This is a genomic window from Echinicola sediminis, from assembly GCF_054777495.1.
In genome coordinates this window covers 1-18,267 of sequence record NZ_BAAHAP010000100.1, presented here as the reverse complement: position 1 = coordinate 18,267, position 18,267 = coordinate 1, and the positions used below count along the sequence as shown (strand labels likewise).

Here is an 18,267-nt window from a genome sequence, read left to right as displayed (position 1 = left end):
CATTATGAGGATAAAGACCATCCTGCCTCATACTAGGTTCACAAAAAAAGATGAACCAGTTCGGTAGATTTTATAATTTCCCACAACCATTCAATGTTCGGCTTAAAATCACCTACTTTATAACACCAAATGAGAAACTTCCTTCACCTTCCCAAAAACTGCATGAAAAAACTACCTGCAGCCACACCACCCAAGGAGTGAAACAATAACCATAAATTTAATTTATATATTCTGGGTTTTTCGTTTTTGGAATGGGTGCAACGGTATCTTTCCACCATTTCTTTAAAAGCATTAACATCTCCTCTGTTTTTTCAGGGTTAGTTTCAGCAAGATTTTTACTTTCCCCAACATCTTCAGATAAATTATATAGTTCAACATCATCATCTTCGAAATAATAGTGAAGCTTCCAATCTCCTTTTCTTATTACAGACCCTGGACGCGTTCTAAACAACGCATCCCGATTTTCGTTATCATTAACATTATAAGCCTCCAAATAAATGGGAAAATGCCAGAATAATGCACGTTCTAGCATTTCCTGTTCTCCTTCAAGGACTGACTTTAAACTGTTACCATCTAATCCTAATGTACTATCCTTAATTCCTGCATAATCTAAAATAGTTGGAAAAATATCCAGATTAGTTATAGGCGCATCACTTTTAAGATTTGAACCAATCTTATTGTTAAATACAAAGAAAAAAGGCACTCGAATGCCACCTTCATAGTAACTTCCCTTTCCTGCCCTTAAAGGCTTTTGTTTGGTAATCCCGTACAAACCTCCATTATCCGAGGTAAAAACTATAAGTGTATTATCAAAAAGCCCTCTTTCTTTTAATTTATTAATGAGCATCCCTATATTTCTATCTAGGTTATCCACCATGGAAGCGTATTCAGCATTTCCCTGGCCATTCCAGGGTGATTTTTTTTCATATTTGGGCACAATACTGTCTACTGCCATTATAGGCACATGGACAGCGTAAGGCGAATAATTAAGATAAAATGGCTTTTGAACTGTATCAACAAACTGTATGGCTTTTTCCATTATGGCATCTGTTAAGTATTTATCTGAACCTCCTTTAATAGTTACATTTTTATAAGGCGGGTAATAACTCTTGGGAAGACCATTATGACCGCCTCCAATATTTACATCAAAACCATATTCTAAAGGATTATCACTTAAATGCCACTTTCCTGCATGACACGTTACATAGCCATTCTCATGTAAAACTTTTGGTAAAATTTTATGCTTTAAAGGCAATGTATGCGTGTTTTCTATAGGAATTAGTTTCCTGTCCTCTGAATTTCCTCGGGTAGAAGGACTAACAGTATAAATGCCATGACGTGGTGTCCATTGCCCTGTCATTAAACAGGCTCTACTAGGCGCACAATTTGATGCAGATGCATAGCCATTTGTAAATACCATACCTAAACTTGACAGATAATCTATATTAGGTGTTTCATAGTATTTGCTACCCATAAAACCAACATCTTTCCAACCCATATCATCAATATTTATGATAATTATGTTTGGAACTTCTGAATCTTCTTTACTAGTACATGCCCAATTAAATAGTAATATTAAAATTACAGGTATTATTCGCTTCATTTTTTTATAATTAATAAATATTAATAAAACTGTTCTTTAAATTGATTTTTTTTCTGATTATACGCTATTGTACCAGTAACTTCTAAATCCGTAATTATTAACCACACCTGCCTGCCGCAGGCAGGGATGAACAGGATAAACACAGATTAATCGGTGGATATCATCTTGAAATATAATATTCCTTCATTTTGTACTGTAGGGGTAGAAAAGCGTATAATCATAGATTTTTTTTATAAAAACATACTCACAAATTCTAACCGTTTTTAAATTCAACAACTTACCTAACGTATCTATTTTATCAGCAATATGCCCTACACCAATAGCACAATGGTGCGATGGCCCTTGTTTTTTAAAACCGAAGTAATATCAACCCATACTTCATTTTACACTACTTCAATTCTTTTACTTTAGAAACCACAATTTTCACTGGCCCCAATAAACCCGATGGCAGAAGTTCAGAATCTTTATGCCAATGTTTAAACGCAGCAAAAGTGACACGTTCAGTTGGGCGGTCTGTATTATTTAGTAGCCACTCGGGCCATTGCTTTACATTGGGTCCTTCGCGTTCATAATCCTGAGCTAATTGTTCATCGCCAATCAGTCTGTTTGGCCAAAGGTTGGTGATTTTTACTTCCAAGGTATTTGTACCTTCTGCAACCACATCATCAATATTAATTCTGAAGGGTGCTTTCCATAATACACCCAGATTTTTACCATTTACAAATACTTCAGCAATTTCCTTAACACTGCCCAAATCTAACTGTAAAGAATAGCCAGCTTTAAGAAGATGCGCAGGAACATTGAACCGTTTTTTATAGCTTGCTGTACCCGAAAAAAAACGAATATCATCGTTTGATGATGCTGTCCACGAATCTAGTTTATTGAAAGTTGCATTTACAGTTGCTCCATTTTTTACAGGAAAACTCACATGCCAGTCTCCAGTCAACTCAATAGGTTCAGGAACAGATTCTACCTTTAGTGATTTTGTTTTTCCTGCGGAAGAACGATAGGTAATATCACCAGCATAGGGTGTTACCCAATTTACATTCCCATCTTCGTATATTACTTTTGATTCCGGTGTAGCTTGTGTCAATTTAAATGTGCCTCCATTCGAAACAGATATTGTTTTCTCCTCGCCATTAGTAGCATAAACGAGGCGCAAGGTTTTCTTTGTTTTTATATCTTTTCCTTCAAAAAAACTGTCGTTTACCGGAATTTCGAACACTCCTGACGCAACCATCGATTTTACTTTCGCTGTAACATCGTAAACCGGATTATTTGGAGGAATACCAGCGATTCCTCTTTCAAATTTTCCAAACACGGCTTTCAGGATTTCTAATTTCCCGCTATCAGCAGCATCAATTTCCAGCCATTCTTTTTCCATGGCATTTTTTTCCAGAATGACATCTCCAATTTTGTATTGAATACGTAATTCCTTTTTGTAACCCGGTGCAGGGTCGCCCTTGGAAAGTTCTCGGGTTGCCTGTAAATGCAATCTATTATTTTGAATATGGTTTGCAACAACTTCTGTAACATCCACCAAGCCGTCGGGTAAAAACGTCCCATATTCGGCTTTTATAATTTTCAAGCCTGGAAGGGGATCTACTATTGGCTCTTGAAGCTCCATTGCCGCACTTGTAATGTGTATACTTGAAGATACTGGTTTTCTAAAAACCACAAATACAGAGCCTTGCGACTCAAACGGTATGGATACTGTGGTAGTACCGTCGCCATTATCCTGCCATACCGCAGCCTTTGTTATTTCTCCCGTTTCTGCATTCCATAGTTCGGGTTGCTTTCCTGATACACGAAAACGACACGCTAATTTCTGATGTTCCTTTCTTGAGTTTACCACAAAATAAATATCAGCGTCTTCGGTTTTTCGGTGTATATAATCGAAGGATTCACTACTTCCATGCTCAATTGAAAAATCAGGAGGCAGCGCTCCATTTTTTAGAAAATCTACAATTGAGTTCTCTTTTATAAGTCCTGTATCCCATAATTTGTCAGCCATTTGTGCCACGCTTTCATCACACTTAGGATAATTTTGAAGACTTGGGGATTTTTGTGGTTTAGCGCCAAGGATAATTGCTCCACCATTGGCCAACTCTTCTATTTTTGCAAGTGTTTCCGGTGTCATCCAAGAGGTTGAGGGGAGTACCAGAGCTTGATATTGATCCCCAAGCGAGGTACATATCAAACCTTTATTTACAGATAATGAGCTTATTTTATTGGAGCCAATCACATCATAATCATACCCTAAGGCTTTTATTTCTGGCATCAATAAGGCATCATTAGGTGATGCTTCACCTGTAAATACTAAAACATCGGCTACGGATGTGCCCTGTTGAAGCAGAAATTGACCTCGACTGATATAGTCGATAAAAGGTTTGCCTTGATCCCACCAAGTGTTTAAACGGTTAAAATCAATACCAAAACTTTGTAATGTCAATCCGGGGCCCACATCCCAGGGCTGATGCACATAACAATGAAAAACAAAACGATTGATGCCTTGAGCCCAAGCTAAGTCCCCCATAGTTTTGAGTGCACCAGGATGCTGATGCCATCCACCCGCATCGGTAAAGGCTTCCGCTTCAGCAATCGGACTCCCATTTAATTTGGCAATGGAAGCTACAAATTTGGGAGAATCGAAAAACGCCAGATTTCCGCTCCAAAACTCAGACATAACCACATCTGCAGTTTCGCCCACTTGCATGTTATCGAACGGTCCCCAATAGGGTTCAGTCGAAAAAATCATTCCATGTTGATGGCTAAGCTCACTAAAACGCCCGTAATAATTTTTTGCAATTAAATCGCCAATGGTACGACGGAAGTCCCAAAGAAACCGTTCTGTTTCTTCACCACTTTCTACGTAATAGCCTGTCAGAGTAGGCAAATACGATTGACAATCGTAAGAACGAAGCCTTTTGAATTCATTGGCAAAACCCGAAGTCCAGTTGGTTGTACCTACCTCATAACTATCAATATGACATCTTGTGACTACAGATCCGATTAGCGTGTCCAGTCTGTTAACTATGGGCATAATCCCTTCTTCCCAGAATTGATCAACGGCCTGCCTATTCATTTTATCACATTCCAAACCTCGTCCGCCATCACTGGGAAAACGATTCATCTCACCAGTTGGCGTATGTCCAAGTCGTAAAATAACCCACTCTCCTGCAGGTGCATTCCATTCTAAAAAACCATCATTGGTAAGCTTCGATGTCAAATCAATGATATCTGATTTTTTTATTACTGCCGAAGCAGAAACAGACTTGTCATCGGGTGCTAAATGATTACGCACTTTATGAGAAAGGCTTTTTATATCCAACTCATCGATGCGCTCTTTGCTTTTGGGATTTGGGAAGGCGAGTATCGCAATATCTTTGTAGTAACCTAAGTGCGTATCTGGCTGTGACAACTTACCTTTGAATACTTGGTCTCCTTGATGTATGGTTTTGGAAAAAACCAGTTCTTGCATGGCATATTCCGGAGTAATAGAAGGGCCGCCAGATGATGACCAACCAGCGCCATTATGGAAGCCAAGTTCAAGTCCCAAACGTTTAGCTTCCAAAGCTGCATAATTAAAGAGTTCCAGCCATTCCGGACTTAGATAAGATACAGCACCTTTGGGATGCCCTAAACTGACATTAAAAATTATGGCCCCTTGTATACCTGTCTTTTTCATCGCTTCCAGATCGGCGGTTATACCCGTTCTGGTCACATTTCCGTTTATCCAAAACCATATGGTACCGGCTTTTGCCGTTGGTGGAGGGTTCTTAAAATTCTGTTCGAGTGATGGGGTTTGAGCCTCTAAATCTGACAGAAACAAACCCAGTAACAAGGTTACAAGGATGGTTTTGGTAAGCGATGTCACTAATTTCTCTTTAACTACTCGATTATTCATCATATAGTTTATTTGTCATTTTTAGTTGATATCCAGACTTTACCCCAAATACCAGAAGACATTATTTCGGTATTGGGCATTTTTTCAAGAGCATGAACCAGCTCCCAGGTTTTGCGTTTGTATTGTGGTTTCTTATTCTGATACAACATTTGATTGATCCAATTATTGGTCACATCCACTTCCAGCACATTTGTTCCTGACTTCACAGCATGTGAAATCGAAATACGGTAGGGTGTAGTCCAAATTGTGCCGAGTTCCTTTCCATTTAGTTTTACGGTGGCTATAGTGCCCATTTTTTCAAAATCGATAGATAAAGATTGTTTTGTCTCCGCTTCGCTTAATTCAAAAGAAGTGGTATATGAAGCTGTTCCCGAAAAATATTTAATGTTTTCGTTTGAGGAAGTAGTCCAGTCAAATAACCTTTGTTTTTCAAGTGTGAAATCGGTTCCCAACCATTCGTTTTTAAACTGGATATCCCATAAGGTATCCAGCTGCTTCAATGGTTTTAGCATCTCAAAGTTTGACGCTACGGAAAGGTCTTCCTTTTGCCCGTGACCTTCCCCTCTGAAAACAATAAAGTAGCTTTCGTGCACATTTAAATGTAAGGGCACAATAGTTCGATCACCTTCATTGCTGTACATGGGCAACTTACGAGATGTAGCATCAAGTGCAGACCAAAGTTCGGGGCTTTTTCCAACTACTCTGAAAGAAGCATCAAAGGATACCTTGGTATCCCCTTGATTGGTTATAAAATAAATATCAACATCCTTTAGCTTTCGGTGTACCCATTTAATGTCGATTTCTTCAGGATAAATCAAGTTTTTATACACCCCATGTTTTTCAAGGATCTCATTGACATTTCCATTGCAATACACATTGCCCTTGCCTAGTTTATGATGTAAAAATTCCTTAGAATTTGGGGATACTTCACCCCATAATTCCTCCACTATTTGCTGTACCTTAGCATCACAATTTGGGTAATCCTGAAGACTTGGAGATTTCTCCGGAGGCATTCCTATCAACGTAGCTCCCTGCTCTACCAAATGTTTTAGCTTTGCCAAAACCTCTGGACGCATTGTGTTCCAAGGGGGTAATACCAAAGCCCCATAACTTGCCCCGCTCTGTAAAACAAGCCTTCCGTTTTGCACTTCGGTTTGTTCCATGATAATTTCGGCATTGATAAAATCGTATTGATAACCTGCCGATAGATTGGGATCCACCCAACCGTTCATTTTGGGTGATTCTTCACCAATAAAAAAGCAGACATCGGCAACATGCCTGCCCTGTTGCAATAGAAAATAGTTTCGGCGTAGGTAGGTGATCCATTCTTTACTTTGTGCAAACCAGGTGTTGTTTCTATTAAATTCGGTTCCAAACCAAGTATTTACACCAGGGAATTTATCAGTGTAAGGTTGGTGAATGTACACATGCAGTATTCCCTGATTCACTCCTTGCGAATAACTCCAGTCTCCTGATTTCTTCAGCCTTGATGGATCCACGGTGTAAGGAATTTCCCGGGAAGTATAGGATTCGGCATAAACTCGATTTTTTCCATAGGTATGGCTTGCAGATGCGGCTAAACGACACTCACTCCCCTGACGGTGCACCCAAAATTCGCCACCAACTTCGTCAGCGCGACCACCATACTTCAAAAACTCCGATGGAAAACCAAAGTGGCCATAATTCTCAAGCCACATGGAAATGCCATATTCTTCGCAAATATCCCTTAGCCCGCCCACATATTCATCGGCCACCTTATCGGCCACCAGTCGACGTACATCCCACAAAAATCGATCGGATTCTTCAGCAGAATTCACAATGCTTCCCGTCAAAGTGGCCAACCAAGGTGTTGGGTCGTAACCATACACTTGTTCAAAAGACTCCTTCATGTCATCTGTCCAATTTTGAGGGCCTGTTTCGTAACTATCCGCGATGACTCGTTTTAGAGATTTTCGCTCTTCTGGTTTCATGGATTTTATCAATTTTCCCATATAAGCATCAAAGTGCGAGCGCAAAGCTTTTCTACTTAATTTGTCCACTTCAAGTCCACGAGCTGATGGGGTTGCAGGTCTGTTGGTTTGCCCTGTGGTGGTCATCCCAATGCGCAATATTTTCCACTTTCCCATCGGTGCATTATCCCATTTTAGCACATTGCCATCAAAATTTCCCGTAAGGTTTACTATTTCATCAGTGTTCAATACCTCCTTTTGCGAGGTGTATTCGGGTGTTTCCCATTGAAACACCTCCCAAGCAGGTGTTCCCTTGTTGGCCATCTTATTCAGCCATTTTTCAGTTGCATGCTCAATTTTAAATTCTTCGGAAATTCCTAATTCTGTTAGCTCAAAATCAGCTGGAACCTCATTGAGTATAATTCTGAATTTATTTGACACAATATTATCAAGAGCAATAATCATATCGCCATCAGGAATAGGTCCACGGCCTACTTTACTTAGCCCATGATCAAAAAAAGTAGATTTCAATGTTTTATACTTACCATTTTCAGGCACTTGCACTTCAATTTTGGTTAAAAAGGGCATTTTGGTTGGACTCAAAGTAATGCTTCGTGCCGTAATGGATTTATCAAACGAAACATCTAAGATCACTGGTTCCTTAGCTTTGTTGTTAAATGTGCATACCGTTGATTTGTCTTGATCAAGCAGCTTATCTACAGATGAAGCCTCGCAGTTTATTGTTACAGCCTCAGCTTTAGCTTCATCATTAACGGGAAAAGCTAAAACCGATACATCTTGAAAAAACTTTTTTGGCTTTGCAAGACCAACAAGTAAATCCTTACCGCCAGATACGATAGTCTCGGAATAAGTCAAGTATCGCATAGCCTCTCCTTCCTTTACCCAGGGACCTCCGGACTGACTCCAACCCGGCGAATTAAAAAAACTAATGTTCATTCCTAGCCTGGTTCCTTCGCTTATGGCATGGCGCATACAATCCCACCATTTTTCACTTAACGATGGGGTATTTCCCATTGGCGTATCGTTACTTAACCCATACTTATCATTAATGGGAGGCTCATAAAAAATATCACCAATAAAAACCTCACCTATGCCCACATCGCGCATGGCTTCCAAATCTCTGGTAATGCCTTCTTTTGAAATGTGGCCACTTATAAAATACCAGTAAATCCCGGGCTTTGTTGAATCTGGAGGAGTAACAAAACCCTCTTTCAGACTGGCATATTGTTCAGCTGTTATTAAGTCTACTTCCGTCTTTTTACAAGAAGAAATATTGAATACAAGCAGCATTAGAATCGCAATATGTAGCTTCATAATTGGGGAAAATTAATAATTATTTGTTGTCATGATTTGTACCGGCCCAATTAATCCAGAGGGGAGAAGCTGAGTCGATTTTGTGAATTTTCGAATATTGGTTTGGGTAAACCGCTCTTCTTCGGGTAAAAACTCATCACCAATCAGTCTATTTGGCCATAGGTTTACCACATCAATTTCCAGCTTGTTTCCTTTTGCTTTTATATGCGATGTGATGTTCACCCGGTATGGTTTTGTCCAGGCAACACCCAAATCAACTCCATTCAATTTAACCTGTGCCAATTCATGTACTTTTCCTAAATCAAGGTAAAGCTCATCACTTCCACCCAATGCATCAAAATCAAAGGTTGTGCGGTAAGTAGCAGTACCTGAATAATATTTTATTCCATCATTCGCATGTAGGCTCCAATCCTGCAGTACATTGAATACAAACTCACCAGGCCGCCTGCCCTGAGCAGAGTCGAACGGGCCCCATTTTTTATCAAAGCTCAACTCCCAGACACCTTTTATTTGCTGTACCGTTTTGTATGTTGGCCAGTTTGAAGCCGAATTTTGTACCGATATTGGTTCTTTGAAAACAACAAAGTATGAACCGCATGGTCCAAACTCCATCGGAATAATAGTTCGGCCATTTTCTACTTTAAAGTTGGTTAAAATGCGTGTTTCTCCTGTAACAGGATCCCATAACTCAGGCTGTTTATCGCTCACCCTGAATGTACATGCCACTTTCTCAACCGGCTGCCAGCGGCTGCAAACGTAATAAATGTCGGTATTTTCTGTTTTGCGATGAATGAAATCCACCACTCCTACATCACTTAAACCTGAACATTCAAAATCGGGAAGTATTTTTTGATTTTGCAAAACTTCACGTATGGTTTTGTTCCAAATAAATTGCCCTTTACCAATTTTACTTTCACCTTTTTCGTAATTGCCCCAAACACGCTTTATCAGATTTTGATACTCAACTGCATCATCAGCATTGCTCAACATTGAGGTTTCTATTTTGCCCACAACTGTTGCTCCCTGTTCAACCAAGTTTACCATCTTTTTCAGCGCATTTAATGAAACCGGTGTTTTTTCATCAACAGCCAAAACCTTGTAGTTCATGCCATCGGGTAACACCAACTTTCCATTCTGAAAGCTAAGTCTGTTTAACAAAACCTCCTCATTACATCTGTCGTAGTCGTACCCAGCGCCCAAACTCACGGGTGGGTTTTTCATTCCATCTTCCCATACAAATGCATCTCCTCCCGATCGCAAGTCATGTCCGTTATAAAACAGCACATCGGCGGCAAACAAACCTTGTTGTAGCATGAATGAGCAGCGTGAAAGATAATCAACAAAAGGAGCCGATTGATTCCACCAGGTGTTGGTGCGGTCGAAATGAGTTCCCGCACTATGGGTTAAACCTGGCACATCGGTAACTGATGGACGATGTGTAAACGTGTGGAAGCAAATCCAGTTAAGCCCATCGCAAAAAGCCTGATCGGCAGCGGCTTTCATCATAAATGGAGAAAACTCCCAATGGGGCCCCACCGAAGTAAACGATTCGGCAAAAACCTGTTTAATTCCGTAAATGTGTGCCGCAGTTGCAGCTTCACGCACTAAAAATCGGCCACTGGGTTGTTCCCTATGTGGCGAAGGCATCCAAAACTCCCCCATGGCCACATCACACCTGCCCACACACTTTTTTAAATCGGCCTGATACTGGTGCGGCCCTGCTGCCTCGGCATATGAATGCAATCCATGCTCATGAGCAACATCCCGTTGTCTCTCATAATGGTTTTCGGAGATCAGATCGCTAATGGTTAACCGGAAGTCGTTTAAAAAACGCTCAGTGGTTTCTTCTGATTCAATGTTTACGCCGATTAAGGCAGGCATGTATTTTACAATGTCATACCCCCGGTGTTCCTTAAATTCTTGGGGAAAATGTTTTGTCCAATTTGGATCACCTGCTTCCCAACTGTCGCATTCCACGTATTTAAAGGCAAGTCGCTCTTCAGGGCTCATCTCTTTTAACAGTTGTCCGACGGTTTTCTCCCAATGCAAATCAAAAACTTCCTTACTCAAATGATCGATATAAAAAACACCTTCCAAATTGCGCCCAGTTGGACGATAACCAAAGCGCACAATCCTCCAGATACCCTTGGGTGCCTCCCACTTTAATCGGCCTTGTTCATCCAATTTGTCGGTGATATCCAGCACTTCCTTCAGTGCTACGCTTTCATTTATCGGAATTGCCAAAACAGCAATATCATTGTAATAGGCATTTTGAGCATCTTTTACTACCTGATTTTCAGGCTGCCTTTTTGTTTGAACCGGAATATTGGGTTTTTTAAGCTGTTGGTTTATCAGTTTACCTCCTTCTACTGTTATATCAACCCAAACCAACTCCTGCTGACCGTAATTGGGGCTCACCCAAGGAGCTGAGCACCCCGCAGGGCCTATGAACACGCCAAAGTCAAGCCCCAACATTCCGGCCTCAAGCGATGCAAAACGAATCATATCTCGCCATGGTTTTGACCAGATTTCTATTTTCTCATCAGGCTGACTCAGACTTCCACCTTTGTATTCATCGGTAATTTCGTACCTGATTTCGGTGGTGTCAATTATGGTTTTCTTTTTCCATTTGTATGGACCAAATGGACCCACACCAACATCCATCACCATGCAACCCGATAAACCTTTGGCCTTCATTTCCTCCAAATCGAGCGTAATGGCCTCTTTTGTGGTAGGTGTTTGAAGCCACCACCACCATGCCTGTGGTCTTACCTCATGGGGTGGATTTTTAAAGTTCTGTCGAAGGGAGTGATTTTCGGAATCTCCAGAACCTGAAGTTTTCAAGCATGAAGTAAAAAGCAGCAGCAATCCACAGCAAATCCCTGTTACCAAAAGACTTAGAAGTTTTGTTCTCATAATAATGGGATTATCTTCATAGAGATTATTTCACTAATTCAGATCTCTTAATTATTGCCATTGGAGATCCAAGACTTTCTGGTTAATTTCTCCATTTCCACAAGAAAATACGAGAAAGACAAAAAGGCAGAAAAGCAGATTCGGATGTCTTGTTTTACAACGGGTTTCAATTTGTTTTACCCGGAGACTGTACCAATTTTCCATCAACATTGTCCCACCAATTTATGGCTGGTCTTTTTTTATCAAATTTCACCCCCATTTAGCCTTGTAATATTCACGTGATTGGAACTCGTCTCCAATTTCAGCCAATCTTGCTTTTAGTTGCTTTGACATCCGGAGCACAAAAGCGCTATAACCAAACCGGTGAGCAAGCAACTGTACGAGTTGATTCTTTTCATTTTGATTATTTTTTAAAATTGTTGAGTCGTATTGCTTTTACATGGAATTACCCATTCCCACCAGCGCAACAGACATTATTATGACCAATATTCCTATGATGATTGTCCATTTTGTTCGTGGTTGTACCCCTTTCCATTCTTTCCGGTATATCCCCCATAAATTGGCCGTTAATATGATCGTGGACATGTGCAAGATCCAGGAACTGGCACCATTTCCCAGTAAACTCTCCCCCATACCATAAAAAAAGAACTGCAAGAACCATATCGCCCCTGCCATGGAAGCAAAAAATATATTTCTGAAGATGGGTGATTGCTTATTGGTGAAATCTCTATAGGATTTATTTTTAATGCTTAAGAAAGTCGTCCAGACCAAATTCGTTAATAATCCTCCCCAAAGGATCACCACAAACGTTACATTATTTTGATATAAGGGATCATAACCTGAAGCCACTGCCTCATCTGCCAAGGGCTTGCCTGCTTCTATACCAAAATTAAAGAAGGAACTCAAAATTCCGGAAAGAATCGCCACGGCCAAGCCCTTAATAAGACTAAATTCTGAAATACTCTTCTTTTTCTCCTCATCGGAAAGTTCATTTTCCTTCATCATGCCGGCCTTTCCACAAAGAGCTATACCAAGTAAACACATCAAAACGCCTGCTAGTACAACTTGGCCGCCAGTGGAATTGAGCATCTCGGTAAATGACACCTTCCCTTCCACGGGATTAAAATTATAATATATAGAAGGAACCAGTGCTCCAAAAGCCGCACTAAAGCCAAGTACTACCGAATTCCCCAATGACATGCCCAAATAACGAATCCCAAGTCCATAAGATAAACCTCCTACTCCCCATAATAGGCCCATGAGGAAAGTAAATGCTAATATATGAGTGGAACCTGCCTGTATAATTTCGACAAAGTTAGGAATAGTCAACCAAGCAGCCAATGGGGGAAGAATAAGCCAAGAGACCAAACCTCCCACCATCCAGTAGCTTTCCCAAGCCCACTTTTTCACTTTATTATAAGGCATATAGAAACTGCCTGCTGCCACCCCCCCAAAGGAATGGAAAAGCACGCCAAATAATGCTTGCATATATTTAATCTAATTTGAATTCAAAATAGAGCAAAGGATATCCTGGATTGTCCTGCATTGTGATGAATATAAAATTCTGCCTAGTTAATTACCAATTAACTTTTTCACACAAGAGCAAAACAAAGTCTCCCTTTAATTCTTTTAAAAAAACTAACAAATACGGATTACTTTCATTTGCAGCAGTCTCCCCAACTTTTCAATTTTATCTGCTATGTGGCCTACCCCAATGGCACAATGATGAGAGGGCCCCTGTCTGGACCATTCGTTCATAAATGCCTTCGCTCCTAGGGAAAAACGATAGCGACTGTTGGTGTTTCCGATTTGCAGGACAGGACCTTTTACCGATTCTCCCTCAGCCACCAACAAAAAGACCTCTTCTTTTCCTTCCACCACTGATAATAGGGTCACCGGGCCATGTTGCACAGTCATTTGAATGGACAGGCCTTTTCCGGGCTTACCATGGTAAACAGGCAAAGGTACCAATTGTACTTTTCCTTCCGCAATCGCAAAATGAGCGGGGCCATCATGACCAAGCATTACGATATCATCATTAAAATCCATCGCATAAAACTCAGAAAAAGAGCCTCCAGCCCCAAAAGCATCCATAATCTTCATTGCCTGCGCATTCTTTACCTCATATTCTCCTGCCACAGGTACATTTTTACCGGTTAACAGTGTATTTCCTGCAATAACCGAGGTTACAATATTTCCATATCCATTACCTGATTCTCCCTCATAATAATAGGCCAAAGAACCCAGTTGATGCTTTTCCACGAGCTTATCAAGCGCGATTGATGTTTTAGCGGCTCGAATAAGCTCGCCTTTTTCGCAGGCATCCACCACCTCAAATGTTTCATGGAATTCTTTGATTTTTTCTTTGACTTCATCATCGTTGGCCCTATCCCGAAATTCCTTCACTTCACACATTTCTACTACCTCGATATGGGTGCCAAATGCAGCCGACTGCTTGGTAAGGTCGGAATACACATCCAGCATCCCGCAATAATAGTGTCCCAGGACGCCCAAGCGATTATGGTTCATCACATAGGCCACCCGAGCCGCATCAATCCACCCTTGGATATCATCCCAAACGGCCTGCTCCCCCAAGTAACCTGTTACAAATTCATAATCAATCCCACAGCGGTTAAAAACATTGGCCAGCTCCGGTACCGAACAAGCTTGGCAATGGGCCAACCATTCCCCGGTCATCAAGCCCCGATCTCCCAATCGATTAAAATTTTCGTAATCAATGGCCGCTACGGGCTGAATGTTTAAAATGACAATCGGACATTTTAGTTTTTGCACTACCGGCAGTACCGTGGAAGAAAGCGCATAGGTAGACACATATAAAAACACCATGTCCACATCTTTTTCCTTCAATACAGCCGCTGCTTTGGAAGCTTTCTCGGGGCTGTCCACCAATCCCACATTGACCACCTCAGTGCAAAACTCCCCCATTTTATCAGCTATCTGGTTTTGGTAACCCTCCAGTCGTTCCAATAGTCCATCAAACTGATCCCAATAAGTATCCAAACCGATCCCAAATAATCCTACTTTTACCATACTTCGTTAATTTTTATTGATTAGGCGCTTCTATTAAGTTTTCCGTAAAACTCCAATTGTTCCTCTATTCTATAATTATCAGGAATCAAGGAAAAATTTTAATTTCCGCTATTAAAGGAGCCTCTTTAGCCTCTTGAATATAGACCCTACATTTGGTAGAAGTAACAGGGGCAAAACTATGCTGCTTATGGCTACCGCAAGTGGTTCCACCTGCAATATCCTTCCAATCTCCTTCCTCCCAATACTGGATTTTATAATCAGTAATATGCTTTCCCAACTCGTTAACCACTACTTTGCTAAAAGTTTGGGGCTTGATCCAAGCGATTTCTAAATATTGATTACTTGGTTCCGCTGCCTGCCAGCTAGTTTCATTATTCTCATCATTAGCCTTAAAGGCCTCAAAGCCTGGAAGCTTTTCCGTTTCAATAAACATGGAGGAAGCACTCATTCTTCCCAATAAGGATAGGTTATCACTTTCGATGATCGGTTGAGGATAGGTGGTAGAGGGTAGCTCCTCCACAGTAAAGTCATATATTCCAGCTTCCACCTGGTAAATAAGGTAGTGACCAACGGCATCATGCTCTTCGGCCCCTTTAAAATGGATCCCTTCGGATTTTTCAGCTATAACACCGCTTTCTTTTACATGCCCTTTTTCCAAGGCAGGCAAATAAACCTTTGCTGTTGTATTGACGGGGATCTCTATATGGAAATTAGCCTTTCCGTCTTGTTTGGACCAGTTAACCATTACCTTGCCATACAGTGATTCATACTCGGTATTGGCAAAGGTCAAATCACCCACTAAGGCTGGTTTAATAAGCATGCTTTTCATTCCGGGACGATCGGGGTCAGTCCTAATTCCCCCAAAACCCTTGATAAAATATCCACCTATTCCCGTATAGCAAGTGTGTATTTTACTTACCCCTACCGAGGACCATCGCTCAGGCCAAACCGTTTCCCCTTGTTCCAGAAAATAACCATAACTCGGATGATGTTTATCTTGAAGTAATTCGTAGATCAGGTCCATTCGTTCTCCGTACTCCGTAAAATACCGGGTATATAAAGCCTGTCCGGAACTTCCAGTATCATAATAGGGAAATTTATACAAGACATTATCCACGAGGTTAGCGTATACTTTTTCCTTTTCAGCATCGGGAGTGACTCCAGCCAATAAAGCAAATGCCTGATTGACTTGTTGGCCATCCCCATATTTTCCGGTCTCAGGGTTATAAGAGAGCTTATGCGTAGCTTCCTGCTGTACTTTTAACCTATCGGTGTATAAGTTAACATCTTCAGTTTTCCCTAATGCCTCAGCAATTTTTACCGCATTATCCAGCATAAAGGCATATACACAGTTGTTGAAGTGAACAGCCTCAGGAGAATTACTGCTGGACCAAAAATTTCCCCGTGGGGTGCACCAATCCCCTAATCCAGGAAAAGCCCGTGCCCCCTGTTCCCCAACCTTAAGTGCTCCTCCGGTAGCATAATTGGAATGTTGAAACAACCATTCCATCCACCTTTGCATAGATTGATAGTTTTCCTCCAATACTTTTGAATCACCATACATTCGATAAGTTTCCCAAACCGTAATAGGGTTGTTGGCTTTCCACATCAAGAAAGGCCTGTCCTGCTCATTGATCACAGCACGTATTCCTCCATCTGGCAGCTGAGCATCCCTCATATACTGATTATACTGGTCCATATATGCGCCACTTTCAAAATTCGGCAGAGCATCACCATACATGGCTGCAACCGTTACCTCTCCCCAACCACGCCTTTCCCTGTGCGGGCAATCCATCAAAATACCATCCAGTGTATTAGCCAAATAGGTGTCCAAATTGACTTTATAAATTTGATTCAAAAGTTTACTGGATGATTCAAACTTACTTATCCGTTTACGGTCATTGGTAATAACGTATCCTTTGATGTCAGAGAGCTCAGGTTTGTAGTCTAAACCGTAAACAGTTATCCAACGACCTCCGGCAACATTAAAGCGATTGGAAAAAGTCCCTTCACCGGTGCTGTTATAGATGTATTTGCTTTTCTGGTTCCAGTTCATGGTTTTACCAATCTGATCGCTGATTTCAAACAACACAGAATCACCTTCCTTCCCATTATGTAAATCCATTTCGAAAAAACCAGTATAGTTTCTTCCCATGTCGATCCTATAGGTACTATCACTACTCTTGGTGACCGCAACAGGAACCACTTCTTCGTATTTCACCTGTGGTTCGACCATTTGAGCACTCAAAACGGCAGTAACCTTTCCGGTGGGCCGAATTTTTTGGGACAAAGGCACATCCTCAATAATGGTCAAGGACTTATCAGGTTCTTCTCCTTCCACATTATAGATGCTGGCATTTTGCCAATCACTGTCATCATACCCTGCTGTATTCCAATTGGGTTCCTTTTTCCGATCATCTATTGTTTCACCTCCAAAATTCAAAATATCCCAATCACCATAATAACCGCTGTTACTTCTTTTACATTTCCATGTTTCATCTGTAGCTAAAGAAACATTCCCTTCTCTAGTCTGAATCTCTACCTGTGCTTTAAAAATAAACGGGGGATTTTTGTACTCTTTTATCCTTTGCCAACGAGCCCATCCGGCAGCGTGCCAAATGGCAATGACATTGTCACCCTCATGAAGTAATTCTGAAATATCGTAAGTGAGGTATGGAATCCGCTTCTTCATATAGGACAATACCGGATTCATCACTTGATCAGTTACTTTTTGACCATTAACATACAACTCGTGATATCCAAATGAACCCACAAATACATGGGCCGAGCCTACCTCCTGTGAAATCGTAAAGTTTTTTCTGTACCAATTGTGGTCTGTAATATTTTGATCACTTTTGTATATCCAATCCCCTTTCCAATCTTCTGGATTCAAAAGCCCCATGGTAAAGGTCCCTGGATCACTCCAGTCTGTCGCTTCACCGTGCATATCCCAAATCTTCACCTTCCAATAATACTCCTTACCTGAACTCAGTTTTTTTCCTTGATAAGTCACATTAACGGATTGTGCCCCCTCCATTTTTCCAGAATCCCAAAGATCACCGGTATTATTCTTTAGATCTTCCAAACTACTTGAGACAAGCACCTGAAAGGCTGTTTGTTTCTGCCCTCTTGCCTTTTGCTGGTCTAGAATTTTCCAGCTTAATCTTGGAGCAGTATTATCTATTCCCAAGGGATCAGTTCTATATTCACATCTTAAGTCTGAAAGCACAACGGTAGATTCCGCATAGCAGCTGGATATCACCAGCAGCATTAATACTGAAATCAATTGTAATCTTTTTAACATTTTGGGCTTCTTGTAATGATTTTCCATTTTATAACAGCTTAGGAAAGCATTTTTTGATTTACAATATCCACTATTCATAATTACTTAATAAACAATAGTAGTAGAAATAATAATTTACTTTCAATAATTTTTCATACTATTGAAGCATAAAAAACTGTAATACTACAGTTATCTAATAACAAAAATCAATAATTTACCTAAC

General features: G+C 40.7%; 7 protein-coding genes. All 7 read right to left on the bottom strand.

Annotated elements, in window-relative coordinates:
- Positions 1-217: 217 nt before the first annotated feature.
- Positions 218-1,603, bottom strand: a complete 1,386-nt coding sequence (locus ACYVAA_RS19060) for a sulfatase (RefSeq protein WP_460544810.1) — start codon at positions 1,601-1,603, stop codon at positions 218-220.
- 388 nt (positions 1,604-1,991) lie between these two features.
- Entirely contained in the window at positions 1,992-5,513 is a 3,522-nt protein-coding gene (locus tag ACYVAA_RS19055; RefSeq protein WP_460544808.1) for a glycosyl hydrolase, read from the bottom strand.
- Between the two features lie 5 nt (positions 5,514-5,518).
- Positions 5,519-8,794, bottom strand: a complete 3,276-nt coding sequence (locus ACYVAA_RS19050; RefSeq protein ID WP_460544806.1) for a glycosyl hydrolase family 2 protein — start codon at positions 8,792-8,794, stop codon at positions 5,519-5,521.
- A gap of 12 nt (positions 8,795-8,806) precedes the next feature.
- The gene (locus ACYVAA_RS19045; protein ID WP_460544805.1) at positions 8,807-11,710 is read right to left on the bottom strand and encodes a glycosyl hydrolase; all 2,904 of its coding nucleotides are present in this window, start codon (positions 11,708-11,710) and stop codon (positions 8,807-8,809) included.
- Between the two features lie 435 nt (positions 11,711-12,145).
- Positions 12,146-13,198, bottom strand: a complete 1,053-nt coding sequence (gene rhaT, locus ACYVAA_RS19040; protein WP_460544803.1) for an L-rhamnose/proton symporter RhaT — start codon at positions 13,196-13,198, stop codon at positions 12,146-12,148.
- A gap of 150 nt (positions 13,199-13,348) precedes the next feature.
- Complete coding sequence (locus tag ACYVAA_RS19035) at positions 13,349-14,761, bottom strand: arabinose isomerase (RefSeq protein ID WP_460544801.1); 1,413 nt, start codon at positions 14,759-14,761, stop codon at positions 13,349-13,351.
- An 85-nt stretch (positions 14,762-14,846) separates the two neighbouring features.
- Entirely contained in the window at positions 14,847-18,092 is a 3,246-nt protein-coding gene (locus ACYVAA_RS19030; protein WP_460544799.1) for a family 78 glycoside hydrolase catalytic domain, read from the bottom strand.
- Positions 18,093-18,267 lie beyond the last annotated feature (175 nt).

Coding starts and splice junctions, on each gene's coding strand:
- ACYVAA_RS19060 (WP_460544810.1), bottom strand. CDS start 1,603: ATGAAGCGAATAATACCTGTAATTTTAATATTACTATTTAATTGGGCA.
- ACYVAA_RS19055 (WP_460544808.1), bottom strand. CDS start 5,513: ATGATGAATAATCGAGTAGTTAAAGAGAAATTAGTGACATCGCTTACC.
- ACYVAA_RS19050 (WP_460544806.1), bottom strand. CDS start 8,794: ATGAAGCTACATATTGCGATTCTAATGCTGCTTGTATTCAATATTTCT.
- ACYVAA_RS19045 (WP_460544805.1), bottom strand. CDS start 11,710: ATGAGAACAAAACTTCTAAGTCTTTTGGTAACAGGGATTTGCTGTGGA.
- rhaT (WP_460544803.1), bottom strand. CDS start 13,198: ATGCAAGCATTATTTGGCGTGCTTTTCCATTCCTTTGGGGGGGTGGCA.
- ACYVAA_RS19035 (WP_460544801.1), bottom strand. CDS start 14,761: ATGGTAAAAGTAGGATTATTTGGGATCGGTTTGGATACTTATTGGGAT.
- ACYVAA_RS19030 (WP_460544799.1), bottom strand. CDS start 18,092: ATGGAAAATCATTACAAGAAGCCCAAAATGTTAAAAAGATTACAATTG.